This window comes from Parendozoicomonas callyspongiae, from assembly GCF_023502345.1.
Lineage (GTDB): Bacteria > Pseudomonadota > Gammaproteobacteria > Pseudomonadales > Endozoicomonadaceae > Sansalvadorimonas > Sansalvadorimonas callyspongiae.
This window is the reverse complement of record NZ_JAMFLX010000005.1, coordinates 111325-133557: the sequence shown is the minus strand read 5'-3', so window position 1 is coordinate 133557 and position 22233 is coordinate 111325. Positions and strand designations below refer to the sequence as shown.

General features: G+C 48.3%; 19 protein-coding genes and 1 riboswitch. Of the genes, 12 read left to right on the top strand and 7 right to left on the bottom strand.

Features of this window, described 5'->3' with window-relative positions:
* Positions 1-83: 83 nt before the first annotated feature.
* The 4 genes from M3P05_RS05405 to M3P05_RS21070 are packed head-to-tail and all read left to right on the top strand — an operon-like array spanning position 84 to position 4757.
* Positions 84-1391, top strand: a complete 1308-nt coding sequence (locus M3P05_RS05405) for a carbohydrate ABC transporter permease (RefSeq protein WP_249698384.1) — start codon at positions 84-86, stop codon at positions 1389-1391.
* A gap of 11 nt (positions 1392-1402) precedes the next feature.
* Positions 1403-2233 carry a carbohydrate ABC transporter permease gene (locus tag M3P05_RS05400; RefSeq protein ID WP_249698383.1) on the top strand — a complete coding sequence of 277 codons (831 nt, stop codon included), beginning with the start codon at positions 1403-1405 and terminating at the stop codon, positions 2231-2233.
* A complete protein-coding gene (locus M3P05_RS05395) occupies positions 2233-3291 on the top strand; it encodes an ABC transporter ATP-binding protein (protein WP_249698382.1) in 1059 nt (352 codons plus the stop codon). The genes M3P05_RS05400 and M3P05_RS05395 overlap by 1 nt, the downstream gene beginning before the upstream one ends.
* Positions 3288-4757 (top strand): glycerophosphodiester phosphodiesterase, encoded by a 1470-nt coding sequence (locus M3P05_RS21070; protein WP_249698381.1) that lies wholly within the window; start codon positions 3288-3290, stop codon positions 4755-4757. The genes M3P05_RS05395 and M3P05_RS21070 overlap by 4 nt, the downstream gene beginning before the upstream one ends.
* Positions 4758-5078: 321 nt before the next feature.
* Here M3P05_RS21070 and glpT read toward each other — a convergent pair whose 3' ends face one another.
* On the bottom strand, positions 5079-6434 hold the full coding sequence (gene glpT, locus M3P05_RS05385) for a glycerol-3-phosphate transporter (protein ID WP_249698380.1): 1356 nt from the start codon (positions 6432-6434) through the stop codon (positions 5079-5081).
* 515 nt (positions 6435-6949) lie between these two features.
* On the opposite strand from glpT, the gene M3P05_RS05380 reads away from it, so the two are divergent.
* A complete protein-coding gene (locus tag M3P05_RS05380) occupies positions 6950-8725 on the top strand; it encodes a hypothetical protein (protein WP_249698379.1) in 1776 nt (591 codons plus the stop codon).
* Positions 8726-8784: 59 nt separating this feature from the next.
* On the opposite strand, the gene pgm is transcribed toward M3P05_RS05380, so the two are convergent.
* A complete protein-coding gene (gene pgm, locus M3P05_RS05375; protein WP_249698377.1) occupies positions 8785-10425 on the bottom strand; it encodes a phosphoglucomutase (alpha-D-glucose-1,6-bisphosphate-dependent) in 1641 nt (546 codons plus the stop codon).
* A gap of 161 nt (positions 10426-10586) precedes the next feature.
* On the opposite strand from pgm, the gene M3P05_RS05370 reads away from it, so the two are divergent.
* Positions 10587-10865 carry a peptidylprolyl isomerase gene (locus M3P05_RS05370; protein WP_249698376.1) on the top strand — a complete coding sequence of 93 codons (279 nt, stop codon included), beginning with the start codon at positions 10587-10589 and terminating at the stop codon, positions 10863-10865.
* A gap of 168 nt (positions 10866-11033) precedes the next feature.
* Positions 11034-12368: a homeobox domain-containing protein gene (locus M3P05_RS05365; protein WP_249698374.1), complete on the top strand. Its 1335-nt coding sequence runs from the start codon at positions 11034-11036 to the stop codon at positions 12366-12368.
* Positions 12369-12477: 109 nt separating this feature from the next.
* Here the strand turns inward: M3P05_RS05365 and M3P05_RS05360 are convergent, their stop codons facing one another.
* Positions 12478-12933 carry a hypothetical protein gene (locus M3P05_RS05360; RefSeq protein ID WP_249698373.1) on the bottom strand — a complete coding sequence of 152 codons (456 nt, stop codon included), beginning with the start codon at positions 12931-12933 and terminating at the stop codon, positions 12478-12480.
* A 116-nt stretch (positions 12934-13049) separates the two neighbouring features.
* Positions 13050-13150, top strand: a riboswitch (TPP riboswitch).
* Between the two features lie 175 nt (positions 13151-13325).
* Here M3P05_RS05360 and M3P05_RS05355 point away from each other — a divergent pair.
* Together M3P05_RS05355 and M3P05_RS05350 are read left to right on the top strand one after the other, a co-directional pair.
* On the top strand, positions 13326-14447 hold the full coding sequence (locus M3P05_RS05355) for an ABC transporter permease subunit (protein WP_249698372.1): 1122 nt from the start codon (positions 13326-13328) through the stop codon (positions 14445-14447).
* A 106-nt stretch (positions 14448-14553) separates the two neighbouring features.
* Complete coding sequence (locus tag M3P05_RS05350; protein ID WP_249698371.1) at positions 14554-16074, top strand: hypothetical protein; 1521 nt, start codon at positions 14554-14556, stop codon at positions 16072-16074.
* A 33-nt stretch (positions 16075-16107) separates the two neighbouring features.
* On the opposite strand, the gene M3P05_RS05345 is transcribed toward M3P05_RS05350, so the two are convergent.
* On the bottom strand, positions 16108-16527 hold the full coding sequence (locus tag M3P05_RS05345; protein WP_249698370.1) for a GNAT family N-acetyltransferase: 420 nt from the start codon (positions 16525-16527) through the stop codon (positions 16108-16110).
* Between the two features lie 4 nt (positions 16528-16531).
* Positions 16532-16801 carry a hypothetical protein gene (locus M3P05_RS05340; RefSeq protein WP_249698369.1) on the bottom strand — a complete coding sequence of 90 codons (270 nt, stop codon included), beginning with the start codon at positions 16799-16801 and terminating at the stop codon, positions 16532-16534.
* Between the two features lie 86 nt (positions 16802-16887).
* Here M3P05_RS05340 and M3P05_RS05335 point away from each other — a divergent pair, with 86 nt between their 5' ends.
* Positions 16888-17316: a hypothetical protein gene (locus M3P05_RS05335; protein WP_249698368.1), complete on the top strand. Its 429-nt coding sequence runs from the start codon at positions 16888-16890 to the stop codon at positions 17314-17316.
* Here M3P05_RS05335 and M3P05_RS05330 read toward each other — a convergent pair.
* The gene (locus M3P05_RS05330; protein ID WP_249698367.1) at positions 17308-19026 is read right to left on the bottom strand and encodes an RING finger protein; all 1719 of its coding nucleotides are present in this window, start codon (positions 19024-19026) and stop codon (positions 17308-17310) included. The genes M3P05_RS05335 and M3P05_RS05330 overlap by 9 nt on opposite strands.
* A 237-nt stretch (positions 19027-19263) precedes the next feature.
* Between M3P05_RS05330 and M3P05_RS05325 the strand changes: the two genes are divergently transcribed.
* Positions 19264-20862, top strand: coding sequence for an ABC-F family ATPase (locus tag M3P05_RS05325; RefSeq protein WP_249698366.1), 1599 nt, complete (start codon positions 19264-19266; stop codon positions 20860-20862).
* A 225-nt stretch (positions 20863-21087) separates the two neighbouring features.
* Here M3P05_RS05325 and M3P05_RS05320 read toward each other — a convergent pair whose 3' ends face one another.
* Positions 21088-21414, bottom strand: a complete 327-nt coding sequence (locus M3P05_RS05320; protein ID WP_249698365.1) for an AMP-binding protein — start codon at positions 21412-21414, stop codon at positions 21088-21090.
* Between the two features lie 180 nt (positions 21415-21594).
* On the opposite strand from M3P05_RS05320, the gene M3P05_RS05315 reads away from it, so the two are divergent.
* Positions 21595-22059 (top strand): YcgN family cysteine cluster protein, encoded by a 465-nt coding sequence (locus M3P05_RS05315; protein ID WP_249698364.1) that lies wholly within the window; start codon positions 21595-21597, stop codon positions 22057-22059.
* Positions 22060-22233: the final 174 nt, after the last annotated feature.

Here is a 22233-nt window from a genome sequence, read left to right as displayed (position 1 = left end):
GTTTATTCAGAGGGCAGGGCTGCCCTGTTTTCCCGATATCTGTCAGATCTATGGGGAATGGATCTGTTTCAGGAGAACCCTTGATGAAGAAACCCTCACACCTTCTTGGTCTGGGCTTCATGCTGCCGGCACTTATTGTTGTTGTGCTGTTTTTCCTGCTGCCGGTATTTATGACGGCAGGAATCGCCTTCACCAATATGAGTACCGATACAGGTATTACCGGTGGTGCCTACGAGCTGACGCCAAATACAATCCATAACCTCAGAACACAGGGGGTTGATAATAATCTGCTGGCGCAGCTTGAGACCGATGTTTACAGGATTGATGAACCGGGGCTTGCAGCCCTGGCAACCGATATGGGTGACAAGCTGGCCAAAGAGCTGGGCGATACCCATGGCGGCGTCACCTTTCAATCCCGAAGAGAGCTTGAACGGGCGATAAAAAAACTGAAAAACAAGCCCCGTTCAACCCGCAAGCTGAAGAAAGCAGCTGCATTCTTCAAACGCTCCATCCTTAACCAGCGTTTTGAAACAGAATCAGAGTTTGTTTCTGCAACCCGGAATCTGGGCCTGGACCTGGCGCCAGAACATCAGGAGGTTCTAAGCAAGGCTTCCTATACCGGCTGGACATGGACGACAGAAAACTTCAGCCTGATGACCAAACTGCCGTCGACCCTCCGGATTGCAGGCAATACCGTTATCTATGTTTTCTTTACCCTGACCTTCAACGTCTCTTTTGGCCTGTTCCTGGCCATAACCACCTTTTATCTGCCGGGTAAAGCCGCAGCTACCTTCCGGACTATCTGGTTCCTGCCACGGATTCTGCCTCCGGTTATCTATGTGCTGATGTGGAAGTGGTTGACCTGGGATACCGGGTTTATCTCGACATTTTTTGGCCAGTTTGGTGTGCCGGCCAAAAACTGGATGCTGGATACCAATTTCCATGCCTGGGTGGTGATAATTCTGATCAATGGTTTTGTCGGGGCATCCATGGGGATGATCCTGTTCTCCAGTGCCATTCGGGCAATCCCGGCACCCATGCTTTATGCCAGTGAAGTGGATGGAGCAACCCGCTGGCAGCAGGTGCGCTATATCATTCTGCCCCAGCTGCGCTGGCCGATTCTGTTTATCACCTCTTACCAGACCCTGTCCCTGCTGACGTCCTTTGAATATATCTTCCTGGCGACAGACGGCGGACCGGGTAAAGCCACTGAAGTGTGGGCACTGTCGGCATTCCACCAGGCACTGGCCAACTACGGGGGTAACCTGCAGTACGGCTATGGTGCAGCGCTGGCTCTGGTTCTGGTGATTATCGGAATAATCGCCTCTGTGGGATACCTGCGGGTATTTAACTTTAAAGAACTTGTGGCTCGCCCACGTATTGAGCAATAGGAAGGGATACTATGAAGTCGCGAAATTTCTCGTCCCTGCCGATCATCATTCTGCTTGCTTTGGTATCTCTGCCACTGGTAACCATGTATGTGTTCCTGTTTGTCGACACCATCTCCGATGCTCCGGCGGGTTCTTTGATTCCAACCAGCTTTACCCTGGAGCACTGGCGCTTCTTGTGGGAAGAGCCAAAGGTTGGTGAGACATCCATCTGGCCGGTGACGCTTAATACCTTTATTTTTGCTGCAACCACGTCATCCATTGTGATGACGGTGTCACTGATGGCCGGTTACGCGTTGAGTCGTCTGAATATGCCATTCCGGCGCTTTATGCTGGCCGGCTTGATCACTCTGCATGCCTTTCCAACCATTACCCTGATAATCGCCATCTTCCTGATCCTGCAGTTGCTCGGGCTCTATAACACACTGCTTGGTGTGATTATTGTGAAGACCGCACTGGAACTGCCATTCGGCATCTGGATTATGAAGGGGTTCTACGACACAGTGCCCTGGGAGATCGAGATGGCCGGGGTGCAGGATGGTGCCAGCCGGTTTACGGTCTGGTGGAAACTGGTTCTGCCCCAGGTGCAGCCGGGGCTGGTGGCACTGGGCGTGTTCTCGTTCCTGTCAGCATGGAGTGAATTTATTTTACCCCAGGTGTTGTCACCAAGCGGCAGTGGTCAGGTGCTGTCCACTTATCTTAACTCGTTGATTCTGGATGATACCCGGCCCGACTTTAATATGTTCAAGTCGGTTGGCCTGTTCTATGCCATGCCGGTGATTTTTATCTACCTCACTTTCCAGAAGAAACTGATGAACATCTACGGCGGAGGTTCCAAGGGCTGATGCGTATTCTACTTGATTCTTTTACCAAGACCTTTGGCGATGTCACCGTTATCAAGGATATGAACCTCGATATTAAAAGCGGGGAGATGCTGGCATTGCTTGGGCCTTCCGGTTGTGGCAAATCAACCACGCTGTTTGCCATCTGCGGTATTCATGGCATGGACGGCGGACGGCTTCTGTTTGGCGATAAGGATGTGACATCCCTGCCATCCCAGAAGCGTAATGTTGGTGTCGTATTCCAGAACTACGCACTTTATCCCCATATGAATGTCTGGGAAAACATTGCCTTTCCATTGAAGATTCAGAAGCGCTCCAAAGCCGTGATTGAAAAAGAAGTCCAGGCTATGGCCGAACTGGTTCAGATTGAAGAGCTGCTTGACCGTAAACCTGTGCAACTGTCTGGTGGACAGCAGCAGCGTGTGGCTCTGGCGCGGGCACTGGTGCGCAAGCCGGATATTCTGCTGCTTGATGAACCGTTGGCCAACCTTGATGCCAAGCTGCGTCTGGAAATGCGTTCGGAAATCCGCCGTATACAGCAGCAGACAGGAATCACAGCGGTGCTGGTAACCCATGATCAGGTGGAAGCCATGTCCATGTGTGACCGGATTGCCATTATGAATGGTGGCAAGATTGTCCAGCTGTCTGCGCCGGAAGAGATGTACCGCAATCCAAGCTCTGATTTTGTTGCCGGTTTCCTGGGTAACCCACCCATAGCCTTCCTTGAGGGTGTGATCAAGGACAGTCACTGTCATCTCCATGGTGGTGAAACCCGTGTTGCCTTGAATGGGCATGCCCAAAAGGTGAGCGATGGCCAGAAAATCAAACTGGGTATTCGGCCCGAGTTTTTCCGTCCTGAGTTCGATCTCAAGGTAAAGGGAAAGATTTCCTTTATTGAGGCCCATGGTCGGGAAAACCTGTACGACGTAGTGCTGGATAACGGAGATATTCTGCGTTCCATTCAGAACCATGATGCCCAGTACCAGCTTGGTCAGGAGGTAACCTGGGGTATCTGTCAGGACAATATTCTTGCCTTTGATGGAGAGGGTGAGCGTCTGTGACGACCTCCTTTTTTCCTGATCTCGCCTGGCTTAATGCCAGGCGGGACAGACCTCTCTCTGTGGCACACCGCGGAGCCAGTTTCTATGCCAATGAAAATACTCTGAAGGCTTTTCGGCGGGCCGCTGAACTGAATGCTGATTTCTGGGAAGTTGATCTTCGGCTTACAGCTGATGGCATTTGTGTCGCTTGCCATGACAGGGATCTTGGCTATATCGGCAGAAAAGATCTGATATTTTCTGAGCAGAGTTACCAAGTTCTTCGACAGGCTTCTGAGGAAGCCGGGCGGACAGTTCCACGGCTCGAAGAGATTATTGCCCTGGCAAAAGAAACAGATACCGGACTGTATCTGGATGTTAAAGCTGTCGAGGCGGCTTCGGTTATTCTGCAACAGCTTGCCGAAAACCAGATATCAAAAGCTGTGTTTGGCACAACATCCCCTGACACATGTCGTCAGTTGCAGGCGGATGGCTGCCCATGGCCTGTGGCCATGCTGATTCCTCCCAGAGTCGATCCATTTGAAGCAGCGCGTTTAACCGGGGCAGATATTATTCATCCCTGCTGGGAGTACGCTTCGCCAAAACCTCAGAAGCTTTTGACGCCGGAAATGTTGGAACGGGCTGCGAATGAAGGTCTTCACCTTATGCTTTGGCATGAAGAGCGTGCAGAAGTGATAAAAGACCTTCTACAAATGCCTGTTCTGGGAATTTGTTCCGACCGGCCGGAAATGTTGAAACCCTTTTCGCAGATAACGTCATCTGCCATTGATATTGTTTGTCACAGAGGGGCTCATAATATTGCTCCGGAGAACACCCTGCCTGCCGTTGATGCTGCCTTTGCTGCCGGGTTTTCCTATGTGGAAATTGATGTTTTTGAAACTGCCGACAATCAGCTGGTTGTGATTCACGACTATCAGCTGGAGCGAACCACCGATGGCACTGGTAATGTTGGAGAAACCAGCCTTGCCGATCTGCTGAAACTGGATGCCGGAAGCTGGTTTGATTCTTTCTACCAGGGAATCCAGCTGCCGCTGTTGGTGGAAGTGATTGCTCTGGCTAAGGAGTATGGCGGGCAGCTCTATATTGAGCTGAAGCTGGCTGATCCTCTTAAAGTGTTAAGGCTGGTGGAGGAGATGGATTTTCTCGATCACTGTTTCTTCTGGTCATTTAACAAAAAGTATTTGAGAACCATACGGGGAGCCTCTTCAAAGGCTCGTCTTATGTCCCGCAGACAGGACTATTCAACCCTGGATAAATCCATTACCGACTTTGATGCTGATGTTGTTGAGTTTCATCACTCGATAGCAAGTCTGCAAGATATCCAGGATTGTCGGGAGCGGGGAGTGCGGGTCATGCTGGCCTACTCAGGTGATAATCAGGAAGACATAAAGAAGTTGATTCAGCTGTCACCTGACCTGATGAATGTGGATTCCCCCTTTGTGCTGCATAAGTTGCTGACTGACGCATAAAAAAACGGCGATAAAATTGTTTATCGCCGTTTTAGGTTCTGTTGACATAAGTTTGTGCATTCAGCGCCAGCGAGGCTTTTCAGATCTAGACGCAGACGTGAAGGAATACTGGTTGTCTTTCGAACGGCTGCAACGACGAGCTGAAAAGCCTCGCTGACGCCCTTCGGGTGGCCCAGAAAGCCGCCACTCACTTCGTCAGGTTTGCTTGATGTAGAACCACTACACCTTCACAAGCCCTTCTTGCGATTAGCGGCTTTCTGAGCCACTGAATTGCACAAACTTATGTCAACAGAACCTAGATTTCTGATGACAACTCAGTTATCAGGCAAAAGCAGCTTCGCCTTCAAGAGAACGCTTCTCAGCTTTCAGAGTCAGTGCAATCAGGATAATGGACAGTACGCAGGCACCGGTAATGATCATGAAGCCGGCGTCCCAGCCTGCCACGTCAACAGCCTTACCAATAACCACGTTTGCAGTTACCGCACCACCAACATAACCGAACAGACCGGTGAAACCAGCAGCAGTACCGGCAGCCTTCTTCGGTACCAGGTCAAGGGCGTGTACGCCGATCAGCATAACCGGGCCATAGATCAGGAAGCCGATGGCAACCAGCATGGCGATATCGATGTTGGGGTTACCGGCTGGGTTGAACCAGTATATCAGTACACAGGCCAGGGTCAGCAGCATGTAGATGATGCTGGCAGGTGCACGACGACCGTTGAATACCTTGTCAGACAGCCAGCCGCAGGCCAGAGTGCCGGGGATACCGGCCCACTCGTACAGAGCGTAAGCCCAACCGGCATCTTCAAAGGAGAAGTGCTTGGCTTCAGCCAGATACAGAGGTGCCCAGTCCAGCACGCCGTAACGTACCAGATAAACAAAAGCGTTTGCGACAGCGATAGCCCACAGCAGCTTGTTGTTCAGAACGTAATCCATAAAGATCTGGCGGGCAGAGAACTCCTGCTCGTGCTCTTTGTCGTAGTCAAACGCTTTTGGATAGTCGTTCTTGTACTCTTCGATGCTTGGCAGACCTTCAGACTGAGGTGCATCACGCACAGTCAGCCAGATAATCAGGGCAACACCCAGAGCTGCAACACCGTTGGTATACAGAACCGCATGCCAGTCAGCAAAGACAGCCATACCCCACAGAGCGATAGGAGCCAGCAGGCCGCCACCGATATTGTGAGCGACATTCCATACTGCCATCTTGGTGCCACGCTCACTGGCGGAGAACCAGTGCACCATGGTACGACCGGCAGGTGGCCAGCCCATACCCTGGAACCAGCCGTTAGCGCCCAGCAGCAGGAACATGATGCCTACGGAGCTGGTGAAGAAAGGCATGGTGCCCATGGCAATCATAATAAGGGAGCTGACAAACAGACCCAGAGCCATAAAGTTACGGGCGTTACTGCGGTCAGAAACGCTGCCCATCAGGAACTTGGACAGACCGTAGGCAATAGCAACACCGGACAGGGCAAAACCGAGTTCTGCACGAGTGAAGCCCTGTTCTACCAAGTGTGGAATAGCAAGCGTGAAGTTCTTACGAACAAGGTAATAACCGGCGTAACCGATAAAAATTCCGATAAACACCCGCCAGCGCAGGCGCTGATAAGTGGAATCTACCTTTTCCTTGGGCAAAGGCTCCTTGTGAGCAGGAGGCTTTAAAAATCCAATCATGCTACTTTACGTTTGTCTTGTTGAGAAGGGCGTAGACCTTATATTTATTGATTTAATCAAGGGTTGATTTAAATCATTCCGGTGTCACTTTGTGTTTATTTGTTGGAGAGTTTGGTCAATTGTTTGAATGTTATAAGTATAAAAAATACCTCATTCCATAAATATTGCTTACAAAACAATCGCTTGTGTGTTTCTGGGTTCTGTTTGATCGAAAAGCCTGATTATTCGAAATAATTTAGAAAGAACAACCTAATTATTTTGACCCTCCCAGTTTTTACCTGAATCAGGTGGTGAAAAACTCAATAAAAACAGCCTGAGTTAATCTTCAGGTGTTAAGAGTGATTGTTGTTTTTGGTTATGGCATATCTAACTGAATGGTATGTGTCAGTAAAAAGTGGCAGGGGAAGTCGGCCTTCTCCACGAGTGTTTATACTTATTTTGTTTTGAGTTTTATCTTTTTAGATCATGAGGTAACTGTTCTTCAGGAAATGTACCTCATAGCAAGGACGCTCATTATGCCAAAGCCTGTTGGATCCGAACTTCACTCCCAGGGTCATGAACTGCCTTTAAGGCAGCAAGTCGAACATAAGAAAGGTGCAGGAGCCAAGGTTGAAGCCAAATCTCAGGTTGCCAAGTCCAAAACAGTTCAGGGGAAGCCTGTTCAGGATTCCAGACTGTCTGACCGTGAGATAGAAAATCTGCTGGCTGATGCCCGGCAGGAAAGTGTTCGCGTCCGGGAAAGGCAGGTTTCCGAGAGCGAAAGGAGCGATATCAGCTCCAGTGATGAATCCGGAGTAGCGGGTTTACTGGCTGAGACCATGGATGATGTTTCGGAGCGACCGGCTGCCGACAGGAAGGGTAGTGATAGTGGGTTCAGTTCTGGCGTTTCAAGTGATACTGAAAGCATGGGGGGCTGGGAGGATATCTCTGGTGAGCGTCTTTCCAAACAAGACAAGGGTTATCTCTGGGAGAAGAAACAGCATATTCAGGGGATGGCCAGTTCTCTGGCAGTACTGAATAATGACGACCTCGAGATGTGCCAGGAGCTCTGGAAAGAAGTCCGTCTCTATTTACAGGATGCCCACGAGTTAAATAAAGACGAAGTTTTGCTGAGGACGGATATTGTTTCGCTTCGTCATCAGCTTAGAGAAAAACTACTTTCCATGGATTCCCTGCATAGAGGCTGGCTGGTTAACAGTAGTAATAAGAACCGGGAGTCGATGCAGGAATTTGTTCGGGGGCTGATGCTAGAGGCCTTCAGAATCCTGCCAGCCGAGTTACAGCACCATATACATTTGGCTGATGAAGGCACTACACCCGAGAAGAATATTACCGGTTTACTGCTGTTGAGTAGCGGTGTTGGCCCCCAGATGTTTCCTTCGGAAGATGACTGTCAGCTGTTTCGGAAAATGTGTCTGGAAGAAGTGATGGATCAACTGGCAGCAAGCCCATCTGCCGTGGCAACTGTTGAGAAAGTTGTTGATTCTCTCGGACATGAGCAGGCAACAGATTGCGTCTCTGCACTCCTGGTATTAAGGGATGCTTTATCTGATGAAATATTCTCTTCACCGCAGGAGCTGAAGGACTGCAAGAAACTCTGCTGGGAAAAAGCGCTGGACAAAATAATCAATCCGCAGCAGGACATAAAAGATCTGGCTGTCGCAGATGATCTTCTTGATGCGATTGATTCCGATGATGAGAGCAGGAACTGGGGAAAGTCTCTTCAGGAGATGCGCAGCCAATATGACCAGACGGGTCAGGTTGTGATCTGCCGACAGTGTGAGGTTGATCTTGTTCGTCAGAACATGGTGTTGAAAGAGGAAGGCCGTTCCGTAGCGGATAACGCTAAAGCGCGAGCAAACCCTGATTCAAAAGAAGAGAAGGCGGCGGTGTTGGCATCTATGCAGCAGTTTGTTCAGGGGCTTGAGGCAGAACAGGGAATGCAGATGTTGTCAGTTCTGAATCAAACGCTGTTCAACAGTATGAGTTCCATTGCGGAAATTGCTGTGAAGGAGAAGATGGGGCAGTGGGGTGTTATGGGTATTGAGCGTGACAACTGCCAGCATGGTATTGAAGTTGATAAAGATAAAGATGGCACGGTAAATATGAAGCTTACCCTTGTTGCCCGACCCAAGGTTTTGCCTAATTTGGCTCCGAGTATTATAGTTGTCTATGAGGGGAATTCAAAAGTGCAGATGGTTCGTCATGTCACCATCAAGCCTGGTCAGGATATAATTATCAGCTCCCCCAAGATTTCTCTGAATCTGGAGCAGGGAAAGGTCTACAAATAAGTCGCATTAAAAAGAAGGCTTCCAATTGGAAGCCTTCTTCGTTTTATTCCTTTATTAAATCACTGAGCTGAAGACAGCACATCAGAAACCAGTTTGATGGCTTCGTCCTGCAGCTGCTGCAGGTGTTCTTCGCCTTTAAAGCTTTCAGCGTAAACCTTGTAGGCAGGCTCTGTTCCGGAAGGGCGGGCGGCAAACCAGCCATTGTCGGTCATAACTTTCAGACCACCAAGTGGTGCACCATTCCCCGGCGCTTCTGTCAGGCATTTACGAATTGGATCGCCTGCCAGAGTGTCTGCCGTAATCATTTGAGGATTCAGTGCCGACAGCGCTTTCTGTTCTTCGCGGGTGGCTGGAGCCTGGATGCGGGAGTAAACAGGTTTGCCATACTTGGCTGCCAGTTCCTGGTAATACTCGCCAGGATCTTTTCCTGTGACGGCGGTAATTTCAGCAGCAAGCAACGCAAGGGTGATGCCGTCCTTATCGGTACACCAGGTTGTGCCATCCTTGCGCAGGAAGCTGGCACCGGCGCTTTCTTCGCCGCCAAAGGCCAGTTCGCCATTGAACAGACCATCAACAAACCATTTGAAACCAACCGGAACTTCGTACAGATCACGCCCCAGACCTTCAACTACGCGGTCGATCAGTGAACTGGTCACAAGCGTTTTACCAACCTTGGCCGATTTGGGCCAGCCTTTGCGGTGACGGTAGAGGTAGTCGATAACAACAGCAATATAATGGTTGGGATTCATCAGCCCCATCGAGCGGGTCACGATGCCATGGCGATCATAATCCGGGTCATTACCCAGAGCGATATCGAAACGATCTTTCAGTTCAACCAGCCCAGCCATAGCCCAGGGGGAAGAACAGTCCATACGAATGGCGCCGTCTTTATCCAGACGCATAAAGCTGAAGGCCGGATCGATACGGCGGTTAACCAGCTCAATATCCAGCCCGTATTTCTCTGCAATCACATCCCAGTAGGCCAAACCGGAGCCGCCGAGAGGATCAACACCGATTTTCAGGCCGGCTTTGGCTATGGCTTCCATATCCAGAACCTGGGCCAGGTCTTCAACATAGGGAGGGATATAGTCGTAAGCACGAACATTCTCAGAATCGAGAGCTTCTGAAAGAGTTATACGCTTGAGGGCTGACAGGTTGTCGGCCAGAAGTTCATTGGCCCGGTTCTCAACCCATTTGGTGATTTCGGTTTCCGCCGGTCCGCCATGGGGAGGGTTGTACTTGATACCGCCATCCTCGGGAGGATTATGGGAAGGTGTAATAATGATGCCGTCAGCTTTTTCTCCACCTTTGCGGTTATGGCTGACGATGGCATGGGAGACTACAGGCGTCGGGGTGTAACCACGGCCAACCTGGTAATAAAGCTCACAGCCATTCGCGGCAGCAACCTCGACGACACTGGCAAAAGCCGCTTCAGACAGTGCGTGGGTATCAATGCCGATAAACATTGGGCCAGTAATACCGGCTGATGCCCGGTATTCGCAGATTGCCTGGGTAATGGCCAGGACATGGTTCTCATTAAAGGTACAGCGCAGAGAACTGCCCCGGTGGCCGGAGGTTCCAAAGGAGACCTTGTGACCAGGTTCTTCCGGGTTTGGTTGGTCGGCATAATAGGCACTGACCAGTCGTGGAATATTGACAAGACTGTCGGTCGGGGCCGGCTGGCCTGCGAGAGGATGCACGACAGTAAACTCCTTGTAATAGATGACAAGAATAATCCGGGGAGAATAGTACCACTCTTGGCGAGAAAAACAGGGTTTTCCGATGATTTCTGAAACTGCTGGGAATCCGCACCTTACCGCGGTAAGGTGCGCGCCATTTTGAAAAGTTCCTGGTGATTGAAATGCCTGTAGCCTGTGCCCGCCATATTCTGGTCAAAACCCGCGAAGAAGCTGAGAAGCTGAAAAAACGTCTGGCCAATGGTGAAGACTTTGGAACGCTGGCCAAGAAACACTCTCTTTGCAACTCTCGTAAGCGTGGCGGTGATCTGGGGGAATTTCGTCCAGGAATGATGGTTAAAGCCTTCGACGACGTAGTGTTCAAGAAGCCGGTGCTCAAGGTACATGGCCCTGTCAAAACAAAGTTTGGTTTTCATTTGATCGAGACGATATACCGTAGCTAGGCGACTATTGATAAGCCTTTGTGGCAGGGCTGTCAGGAGAAAACTGACAGTCCTGATATATCTCACAACAATTTTTATTAAAACGCACCGACGAACAAGGAATTACTGAACTCTCTTCTCCAGCTTGTATCTATAAGACTTCATTAATAACAGTCATACAAGTTTTTTATGGATCGCCTATCAACTTTTAAGTCCAATGCTGGTTTCGAATTTAGCTTGAGAAATACCTCTGCAAGAGTGGAGCTTACCCAGCCGACTGTATCAGGAAAGCAGGTATCACCAGCTACCGGGCAAAAGACTATTGCCGAAGGGGGCTCAAGCAGGGCAGAGCAGACGGAAGTTTGTTTGAGACGAACTCAAAGAGCTCAAACGTTACATCAGAACCAGTCCCGGTTCTCCTCGGGAGTGGACGAGTTGATATCAGCAGCAGAGACAATTGAAGACAAGCCAATTGACCAGATATTACAAGACTTGGGTTATCTTTCTGCTGCTGTTCAAATTCAACAGTGGCAGTCCTTTTATAGTCTTTACTATCAAATGTGGAATCAATGTCTGGATGAAACGGAAAAATCATCTTACCAGAACGTTTTACAGTTTATTCAGACCATCTCCCATGATGTTCAGTTGTGCCATATCGAGACTTTGTCATCAGAGCATCATCTTGAGAGAGAAGAGATCCAAGGAATCGTCGATGCCACTGATTTTGAAAGCCAACAGGGTATCTGTGTTCCAAGTTCACAAGTTTATCCTTCCTTTCAGTGGCGCTATCAACATGAAGATCTGTTTTCAACCGATTACGATAATGCTTCAGCACTATTTATACGGGATCTTGGTTGTAAGCTGGCCTGGCTGGTCTGGTTCAGGGGGCAGCATAAAGCTGTTGCCAGTAAAGTGAGTGAACAGGAACGGTTCAGAGACCTGAATGATAGAATTAAGGGCAGTATCCAATGGCTCGAATGGCAAACCGTTCAGGTCAAAAAACTGTTTTGTCAATTAATTGCCAATAAGGTTGGTGTGACGCCTGAGCAGGCAGAATCATTGATGTGTGAACTGACTTATTTCCAGACCCTGTCAAATCCGTGTGCTGAAACTGAATCCACTCTTCCACAAGCTCCTCATCCATCACCAAAGACGAAAAAAGAGATAAGAGAGAATATTCACGCAATATGCTGGCATTGGTATTTAAACCATATTGATAACCCATATCCGACAAATATGGAAAAGAAATATTTGGCATCTGTTACTAAAGGAACATTGAAACAGGTATCAGGGTGGTTCGAAAGTAGGAGAAGAGTATTAACAAATATAGAATCTGCTGACAATGAAGGTGTACCGGATTTATCTATAGCGAAAGCGAAAGCGAAAGCGAAAGCGAAAGCGAAAGCGAAAAAGTCCCGTAGCGCACGCCAGATAATAAAAGCCCCAAAAAAACAGACAAGTCCATACACTGATGATGAGACGTATCTTCCACCGGCTGAGAGAAGGCGTACCCAAAGGAAGTAGTTAGCTCACTCTGATACGCTGCCAGCTCACTTTTTTGTTGTGTACAAAGGCAGCTGGTACATCAGTTATTGCAGCTATCGCAACAGTTCTGTTATTTGATATCGGTCAGCTAAAGAGCTGACGCTGTAGTTCTGCCTGCAATCTGTTGCAGCTTCTGCCGTTCTTTACAGAAGTATTCACGGTAATCAAAGGGAATATCCTGCATATAGAAGCAGTTTCCTTCAAATGTGTAATCAGCTTCAACCGTATTGAACATGGGACCGACGGACAGCTTTACTTTGTCATCCTGATACTCTTCAACCTGATAAGCATAAAAGTCAGAAAGCTGGTCATTAATCATGACGGCGGTATAACCATCATCGAAAACCAGTGCCATATGTCCCAGGTTTTGCTGCAGGGTTTTCAGGCGCAGGGCTGTCATGCGTGAAGAGGCACTGACGGATTCCATGGTCTTGTCACGGTCAGAACGCCAGATACCTTCAAGGCGTTCTTTGACGGCGGAAAAGTCGGGCGAAGAGACTGGCCCGAGAGCAATTACGGTGATCAGGGTCGTTAAAATTTTCATAATTATGCCCCTTAACTTTGTGATCTGTGTCTATTTTTGTGCTTTTCTTGTGGCTTTGTGCTCCTGATTGTGAGGTGCCCGTCTGGACTGGGGTTTCCAAAGCGCATAGACTGCGCCGGTGTTGGTTGGGGTGCTGCCATTTTTTGTGTGCAGCTGAGATATACCCATAGAACCTGAACCAGATAATGCTGGCGTAGGAAACCGACGTGCATCCTCTCTTTTAGCAAGACAGTGAGATCTCTTTCGCTGCCCTGACTATCCTTGCACGCTTTTCTCCGTCAGCCAGGACGGAGCCTCCCCTATGTATCTATCGGTTTTTCCGGATACTTACAATAGCACCGGCAAGGTGTTTGCATTCTGCGTTTTGCCCATTTTTAAAAAGATAAGTTCTTATGTTTGATGTTTTTTTACGTCGGGCAGGACTTTCTTATGGCAAATATGCAGTTTTTCAGAATATTGATCTGACCATGGAAGCAGGCTGCTGGACCTGTCTTCTGGGCGGCAGCGGCGTCGGTAAAACCAGCCTGTTGAAGATGGTGGCAGGGCTGACAAGCGGACGGCATGTTATGACTTCCGGGGAAGTCACCTGTGGTGATGGATTGCCACTTCATGGCCGAGTGTCCTGGATGGCTCAGCAGGATCTGCTGCTGCCCATTCTTCTGATTACCCAGGCGATTCCTGTTTTTGCCCTGGCTCCGGTTCTGATGCTGTGGTTCGGCTATGGCATGGCTTCGAAGGTGGTGATGACGGTACTGGTGATCTTTTTCCCGGTTGCCACCTGCTGTTATGACGGGTTGAGGCATACCCATAAAGGCTGGCTGGATCTTGCTCACACTATGGGAGCCGGGCGTTATGCCACTCACAGCCTTATTCGCTGGCCTGCGGCTCTGCCCGCTCTGTCTTCCGGTTTGCGGGTTGCGGTTGTTATCGCACCCATCGGTGCCGTGGTTGGTGAATGGGTTGGTTCCAGTGCCGGCCTTGGTTACCTGATGCTGCAGGCCAATGCCCGGCTCTGGGTTGATCTTATGTTCCGTGCTGGCGGCCTGTTCCGTTGGGCTTTATTGACCTGCATATTCCTGCCCATGATGGTTCAGGCTGCTCCTGCCCCCAAGGTGGAAGAACTGCGCCTGATGCTGGAGTGGTTTGTTAATCCTGATCATGGCCCCATTATTATTGCCAAGCAGAAAGGGTATTTTGAGCAGGAAGGCGTTAAGGTCACTCTGCAGGAGCCTGCTTCCCTGATGACCGGCAAGGTGGACGCACTACTGGGTGCCTATCGCAACTTTGAACTCAACAACCTGAAGCTCTATAAAAATCTGGGCAAGATGTTCTATATGGAAGAGCTGAGTGTCCCTGCTTGCGATGAGCTGATCTTTATTGCCCATTTCGCTTTACGCCCGGCTGCCAAGGATGTTGGCCGCTATGAGCGGTATGCGGAATATCTGGTTGAGCATAAAGAGATCAAGAAAAAGCCTGATATGAAGAAGCTGATGCTGATGCTGGATTTATACTAATTACTAATTTTCACTAGTTACTGATGTGAGTCCGGGGAACTTACCGGCCGGAGAAGAGTCTACTTTTATGCATCCATAATTGGGCAAGTTGAACAAGGAGTGTTCGATGCTTTCAAATACTAGCTTCTCTGGCAGGGGCTTTTCTTTTCCTGCGGTTTCTCGTTCTCACCCGGTATCTCAGTTATCAGATACTGTTAAATGTCTGGTACCCGTCAGTCCGACATTTTTCCCGACTTCAGGACTGGATCAAGCAAATTCCCTAGCTGAGCGAAAGACGGTTCAGGCACCTCAATCAATGGGTTTTTCTACTGATCTGGAAGAGCTCGAAGAGGGTGAACTACAGGATAGTGATGATGAGGATGAAAAATCATCAGTAGCCAGCGAAGATTCCCAAAGCCTGTCAGGAAGTGATTCCGGTTTCTATAGTACCAGCAGTGAAAGTTCAGATGATTCTGAAAATTTATCTCCCATCGTTGTCAATGCAGCACCCAATGATGTTTTACCAGAAGAACAAAAAGAACGAAGTCTTGAATTACAGATTGATTTTCTGGAACGTGAGTTATCGCAGGCTTTACGAATGAATGACCGGTCAAAGGCAGAAGCTGCAATCGCTCTGGCCGAAGAGAAGTATAAAAAATCAGGTTTAGAGAACAAGCCTGTACGCATTCATCTGATGAGAGTCAGAATCATGCAGTTTGATGAACAGCATCAGGAGGCTCTGACAATTCTGGACAGACTACCGGGTACTCCAGAGAAACTCTGCAGTCAGGGTTTTTCTCTTCTGGCTTTGGAACACTGTAATGAGGCCTGGAATGTTTTTAATAAATCGCTTGAAATAAGCGAGGAGAGCAAACTACAGAACGCTAAGAACTGCCGTCATGGTTTGATTAAGGTTGCTCTCAAGCAGTTAACTCAAGAGAAGTGCAGGGAAGCTCTGATCCATTGTATGACTATGAAACTGGATGAAGATAGTGATTTTATTCTTCGTCTGGAGATCCGTCTGTTATTAGCATTTAAAAACCTTGATGAAGTGATAAAACACTTAAGCTGTGGATCCTCTCGAAACAAAGAAATTTTAATTCATGAGCTCTTTGCCCGTAAGGAGTATATGGCAGCCCTAAAGCTGCTTAATTTGAATCAGGGGAGTCCGAGTGGTCAGGCAGAAGTATATTTTCAACAGGCCCTGATCCAGTTTAATCAGGGAAAGAAGGAAATTAATTTATGCAGTGATCCAAAGGACCAGTGGTGTCGGTTCTGGTTGATAATGGACACTGCCAAAACTGCTTGCATAAATAGTAACCAGGCTTTCCCCACGGCCAAAAATTGCTCACTTCTTGGGCATATCTATGGTTTTTTAGCTCAACTGACAGATGATGGATCAGAACGGGCAACCTATAGAACGTTACGCAAGCAGGCATATGATCTAGCCCTTAATTTGGATCCTAGTCGGGCAGAAAAACCCAAAGACCAGGAATGGCGTCAGGATGAATGGAGTGCTCTGAATCACCTCAAGCGGAGCTGTTCACCTTATCATGCTCCAGCACAGCACAGGGGCCAGTTCTGGAGCAAGTATTTGTCTGGTGACCGGTCCGGAGGTTTGAGGAAAATGAAAGGAAGCAGAAGATAAGCTGACTGGTGATACTTCTACAGATACGGTGCTTTATGGCATGTATTGCATTAAGCCAAATGTTTCACCCCGCCGTTGATATGAGTGCCATGGATCTCCTATTACTGTAGGAACATCACCAGCTTCAACCTCAACAAAACTACAGCTGTTGTAGAAGCCGATCAGGTGCTGATAGGGATAGCACCAGATTTTTGCGTGCAGGTGTTTGACGGAAAATTGCAGGAGCTGATAGCCGATCCTGTTTCCCCGGAGCTGTTCATCAACCCATAGACCCCTTAAAAGAAAACCATCTGCCTTCGGTATATAGCGAACAGCCCCAGCAATCTTGCTCTTGTTCTGTGCAGTAAAAACCAGATCTTCCCGGCTACATTTTCCTTTATGACCATTCGCCTTATAGAAGCGGTTAACCAACCCCAGACGTTCATCCGTAACCTGGTGAAACTCCAGATTCAAGAGATTACTCTTCATCAACCCAGGGCATTTCAGGAAGGGCATCAAGGTTGGCGGCATAGCGGGCACTGTTGAACTGGGCACCATTATTTACCACATTCTCAAGTTCAAGCCCCAGAGCGCAGGCAATATAGTCGATGGCATCAGAGCGTTCAGTGCCGGTCATCATCAGGCGCATCAGGGTTTCCTTTACTTTGATAGGATTACCCTCGGTGAGCTGGTTTTCGACAATTTCCCGAAGCTGGTCGCCCTGAAACAGATCTTCATTGCTGGACATATAACACCAATACTGGAGTGAAATGGGCGCTATCATAGATAAAACAGCCTGATATTACGAATGAAAAGACAAAGAAGGAGAGAAGGGTGAATCTGGATTATGAAACCCTGGATACAATAGCTGATTCCTATATTCCTCTACTCTGTGTATGGGTTCTGGTATCTGTCTATCTGGCAGTTCACAGAGGTGATCGATATGGTGTGAAAAGACAGCTGAAATGTCTGCTGTCTGGTCTGGTGATTGTTTATGGGCTGATGTTTCTTGATGAGGCACTGGCTATCTGGCCAGCCTTTGATCTGGATTACAGTACCCATACGGCACTGTCTTTGATGTTCATTCTTTATCTGAGCAAATTCCAACCGGGAGGACGGGTTTTACAGTTTGTTTCATTCGTGGCTTATTTGCTTTTGATGCGTTATCAGGAATACCACTCATATCTGGATATGGTGACAACCGGCCTTATTGTTGGTGGAGCATATCTATGGTCTATGAAGAAAATGATGAAATCATTTTGAAGCGCTACGGATTGGTTGTGCTGACTTGAGGGCTTCTAGCACTTTGATCATGCCGAAATTAACCGGAAAGTCTTTTGTCTCGACACTGGTATAAACTGATAGTTTTCGGCATTTTGGACAAGATATTAGGCTGTATCTTAAAAGCTCTGATATACAATCGCGGCAGAAGGAATGGCCGCACGTTAGAGCTGCTGGCCGGTGATCATTTTTTTTGCCTTTATTGGGGGACTCCGTTTCGAACACTTCATAACATATATTGCAGCTCAGATCAGGATTATAATCCCGTTCCGTTTGTATTTTTCTCTTTCTCTTTTCCCTTTTCGTTTTTTTTGGGTGAGATAAAATGTTTTCTACCCTACTTGTTGGTGGTAATGCACAAGCTTCACCGTCTCTAATCCCAAGAGCTTGGAGCGACTTTTCCAGAGGAAAAGATGGCTGAAATGGAGTGTATGGGGGAGGATCGTGTGATAGAGAATGGCATGGTTTCTCCCCGAACTTAGCAAGAGGTTGGTTTGGTTTGTCATATTGCAGATCATTTGAAGGTTTTTCCACCTCTGACAAAAACTTTCTCGCTGAAATGCTAAAAGGGCATGTCTTCAGAGCTGACAGTTTTGAAAATTTTATGAGCCAACCCTTGGCTCCTTTAAGCCCCATACTGGCAGCTGCAAATGTCATTCGCAGAAGAGGTAAAGCCTGTTCTGCTTGTACCAGTTTGACTTCTTCAAAGGTAGTGAGAGGTGTGTGTTCCTGCAGGCCAATAACCTCTAAAGCTGGTAATGCCAGTTGAATATGACCGGCCTGGACAACCCGTTCAAAAATTAAGGCCGCTTCAGCAATATTGCCCTGTTGAAAGCACTCTTTCAGCACCGGTAGTTGATCAACAAGTTTTCTGGTAAGAACCATGGCAGGGGGTTTTAGCGCTATAGCCTGTTCAAAATCAGGCTTGGGAGGTGTTGGTGGGCAGGTGGAGGCGGGAGTCAGAAAACACCGGATCTGTTTGTCAAGCTTATCAAAAGCTGCCTGCATCTTGTTTTGGCGGGGATGTAATTTAATCGGGCTCTTTAGACTATGAAACCATTCCGTAATGTCTGGATGTACACGCGGGCTATTATACAGAAGCTTAAAGAGTATTTCACTGTCTATAGGCATGGTTAGCAAAGACAGCCAAAGGTATGTCAGCCAGGAGTGAGGTGCATTTTCTGGGGTACTGTTGTGAATGTTAATAAATACAATTGGAGATAAGAAGGGTGGCTTTTGAACTGAACTATTATCATGTAGCAGCAATGGTGTAACAAGCAACCCTGCCTCATATTCTTCTTCCCATTCTGGAATGGCGCGTTTGCCACAGGATGGGCTCTGGTTAATCCGGTAAGGCCCCAAGGACGATATAGATGATACAACCACCTCGGCATTGTATTTATCTTTATCTATTGGCGGCCAGTTATCTGTTTCGGTATCTCTAATACGGGGAGGGCCATCCTCGTCGGTCTCTGTCTTTAAGCTGGCAGTGTTTGAGCATGCTGTCGATGAAGAGGGGCAGGTGCATTCATCATTTCCGCAATGAGGACAGAGGGCATATGCCGGACAGACAACGACCAATGCCGTGACCAGTAAAAGAATACTGAACCAGCTCCAGCGGCCAGAATTATTCTGATCTTTTTGAAAAACCGTTAAAGCGTTAAGTCTTGAAAAAAGGAACTGCAAATACACGTTAAAGAGACAAGGCCTTTTGCTGTAAGCCGAAAAGTTTAGCAGTTAGTTCAGAAGACAATGATATGCTGATTTTTTCAACACAATATTTGTCTATTCTTTACGAATGCAGTTGCCTGATGAGGGCGGGCAATGTAGTCTCCGCGCCTTTTACTTGTGTAAGACTTTTCTGGCAGCAGCGCAAAGTGCGTGCAGGATGCCTCGATAATATAAGTCCAGACCTGACAGGATAATAACTTGATCTCTACTGCCAATCTCACCATGCAGTTTGCCTCAAAGCCTTTGTTTGAGGATGTATCCGTAAAATTCGGAGAGGGTAATCGCTATGGCCTGATCGGTGCCAACGGCTGTGGCAAATCCACCTTTATGAAGATTCTTGGTGGAGAGCTGGAACCTTCCTCGGGTACGGTGATGAAAGATCCCAATCAGCGTATGGCTAAATTGAATCAGGATCAGTTTGCATACGAAGAGTACAGTGTTATCGACACTGTGATTATGGGGCACGCTGAACTGTGGAAGGTGAAATCCGAGCGTGATGCTCTCTATGCCAAAGGCGATATGTCTGAAGAAGAGGGCATGCGGGTTGCTGATCTGGAAGTTCAGTTTGGTGAGATGGATGGTTATTCTGCCGAAGCCCGCGCCGGTGAATTACTGCTGGGTCTGGATATCCCCCTTGAGCAGCACTATGGCCTGATGGGTGCTGTTGCTCCTGGCTGGAAGCTGAGGGTTCTGCTGGCCCAGGTTCTGTTCGCTGATCCTGACATCATGCTGCTCGACGAACCGACCAACAACCTGGATATCAATGCGATCCGCTGGCTCGAAGGTGTGCTTCGCCAGCGTGACTGCACCATGATTATTATTTCCCACGACCGCCATTTCCTTAACAGTGTCTGCACCCATATGGCTGATCTGGACTATGGTGAGTTGCGCCTGTTCCCGGGCTCTTATGATGAGTACATGATGGCAGCGGAACAGGCTCGTGAACGTATGCAGGCTGATAATGCCCGCAAGAAAGCCCAGATTGCAGAACTGCGCACTTTCGTAAGCCGCTTCTCTGCAAACGCATCTAAGGCTCGACAGGCCACCTCCCGTCTGAAGCAGATTGACAAGATCAAGCTGGAAGAGATGAAGCCTTCCAGTCGTCAGAGCCCGTTTATTCGTTTTGAACAGGAAAAGAAACTGTTCCGTAATGCCCTGGAAGTTAACAACTTAGCCCAGGGCTATGAGGAGCTGCTGTTTAATAAGGTCGGCATGCTGGTGGAAGTGGGTGAGCGTATTGCCATTATTGGACAAAACGGTATTGGCAAAACAACGCTGCTACATACTCTGGCCGAGCAGATGGCTCCGAAAACCGGTGAAGTGAAGTGGTCTGAAAATGCCAACATCGGTTACTACGCCCAGAACCACAGTGCTGATTTTGATATGGACATGAATCTGTTTGACTGGATGAGTCAGTGGCAGAATGAAGGTGAAGACGAGCAGACGATCCGCAGTACTCTTGGTCGTATGCTGTTCTCCCAGAACGATATCAAGAAATCTGTAAAGGTGATCTCCGGTGGTGAGCAGGGACGTATGCTGATTGGCAAGCTGATTCAGCAGAAGCCCAATGTCCTCCTGATGGATGAACCTACCAACCATATGGATATGGAGAGCATTGAAGCTCTGAACCTGGCGTTGGAAAACTACCCGGGCACTCTTATCTTTGTGTCCCATGACCGGGAGTTTGTATCGTCATTGGCCACCCGGATTATTGAAATTACTGATAAGGGTGTGACTGATTTCCACGGAACTTACGATGATTACCTGAAGAGTCAGGGGATTGTTGAAAATGCGTAATTAATTGCGAAATTGAGGAGCATCAGGTTATAACTGGTGCTCCCATGCCGGGTATCTGATGCGAATGGCTAACTGATCCTATTGTTTGCAGAAATCAAATATCCACTAAAATGCTAATCGGAAACCTCGTTTATAAACCTGCTGAGCTCAGAGCGAAGGTGGGATTTCTTTGCTTGTAGAAACAGCCAGCTGTCTTCGGCATGGCTAATAATATATTTAATCTGGTCAGGAGCCAGGCGGGGGTTGGTTGTATGGCAGACGGCCCCAGATCAGGCGGTGGCGTAGTGGATTTCCAAGTGGCGGTAATCTCCAGGCCATGGTTGCAATGCGTTCACCCGGTTTGACACCCAGACTGTTCAGGGCATTGGCCAGTTTGCGGCAACGCCTGAAGATGCTTCCATAACTGGTACGGTGCGTTGAACCATCGCCGCTTAAAGAAACTACTTCACGATCGGGCCATGTTCGTTCTGCATGGAGAAGGATATCTTTTATAAGCAGAGGGCTATCCTTCATAATCCCGGAAAGAGGGTATGAAGATGCGTCTCTTTTCATGTTACCGTCATGAGATGTCTGCACAGGAAAACCACGAACTGTTTTTCGTAAGTTCGAAAAGTAGACCTGTTCCCTGCAAACTCAAGCAGATGGAGAGCGAGATTATTGTGCCTGTTACCGACTGTGCCAAACTGACGCCAATGTCGTAAGATATGCGGCTTTTTCCCATACCTGATGATCATGTCCCAAACAGAACCCAAGGCAATAGAAATTCCTTTCTGGCATAGCAAAACGTTGGATCAGATGTCTGAGAAAGAGTGGGAGTCCCTCTGTGATGGCTGTGGGCGCTGCTGCCTGAACAAGCTGATTGATGACAATGATCAGGTCCATACTACGGCTGTCGCCTGCAAACTGCTTGACCTTGAGACGGGACAGTGCCGGGATTATGTTCATCGCAGAGCCCAGGTGCATGACTGTATTCAGTTCACCCCGGAAACGCTCAATGAACATTATGCCTGGCTGCCCGACAGCTGCGCTTATCGACTGCTTGCAGAAGGCTATGAATTACCGGAATGGCATCCATTAGTGACTGGTGATCCTGGCAGCACCCGTAAAGCCGGGTTTTCTGTTTGTGGTATGGCTGTATCGGAGCTGGAGTGGCCTGACCCGGAAGAGTGGCATGAGTTGATTATTCAGGAAGAGTGAAGACAAACTTCTGTACCTTTGAAAACAGAAGTCACCGGCTGGCAATTTATAAAGCTGGCACAGTTCGTTGTAATCAGCTTTATTTTTAACAAGACCTGCATTCCATAGATCTTGCCCAGTAACTGTCTGCTACGGAATCTGTTGATTTCGGTAAAACTGATGCCTTGGGTTGCT

Excerpts from the sequence above, each read along its gene's own strand:
- M3P05_RS05360 (WP_249698373.1), bottom strand. The coding sequence starts at position 12,933 with ATGAAAATTTTAACGACCCTGATCACCGTAATTGCTCTCGGGCCAGTC.
- M3P05_RS05350 (WP_249698371.1), top strand. The coding sequence starts at position 14,554 with ATGCTTTCAAATACTAGCTTCTCTGGCAGGGGCTTTTCTTTTCCTGCG.
- M3P05_RS05380 (WP_249698379.1), top strand. The coding sequence starts at position 6,950 with ATGCCAAAGCCTGTTGGATCCGAACTTCACTCCCAGGGTCATGAACTG.
- M3P05_RS05355 (WP_249698372.1), top strand. The coding sequence starts at position 13,326 with ATGTTTGATGTTTTTTTACGTCGGGCAGGACTTTCTTATGGCAAATAT.
- M3P05_RS05340 (WP_249698369.1), bottom strand. The coding sequence starts at position 16,801 with ATGTCCAGCAATGAAGATCTGTTTCAGGGCGACCAGCTTCGGGAAATT.
- M3P05_RS05320 (WP_249698365.1), bottom strand. The coding sequence starts at position 21,414 with ATGAAAAGAGACGCATCTTCATACCCTCTTTCCGGGATTATGAAGGAT.
- M3P05_RS05405 (WP_249698384.1), top strand. The coding sequence starts at position 84 with ATGAAGAAACCCTCACACCTTCTTGGTCTGGGCTTCATGCTGCCGGCA.
- M3P05_RS05315 (WP_249698364.1), top strand. The coding sequence starts at position 21,595 with ATGTCCCAAACAGAACCCAAGGCAATAGAAATTCCTTTCTGGCATAGC.
- glpT (WP_249698380.1), bottom strand. The coding sequence starts at position 6,434 with ATGATTGGATTTTTAAAGCCTCCTGCTCACAAGGAGCCTTTGCCCAAG.
- M3P05_RS05365 (WP_249698374.1), top strand. The coding sequence starts at position 11,034 with ATGGATCGCCTATCAACTTTTAAGTCCAATGCTGGTTTCGAATTTAGC.
- M3P05_RS05370 (WP_249698376.1), top strand. The coding sequence starts at position 10,587 with ATGCCTGTAGCCTGTGCCCGCCATATTCTGGTCAAAACCCGCGAAGAA.
- M3P05_RS05395 (WP_249698382.1), top strand. The coding sequence starts at position 2,233 with ATGCGTATTCTACTTGATTCTTTTACCAAGACCTTTGGCGATGTCACC.
- M3P05_RS05400 (WP_249698383.1), top strand. The coding sequence starts at position 1,403 with ATGAAGTCGCGAAATTTCTCGTCCCTGCCGATCATCATTCTGCTTGCT.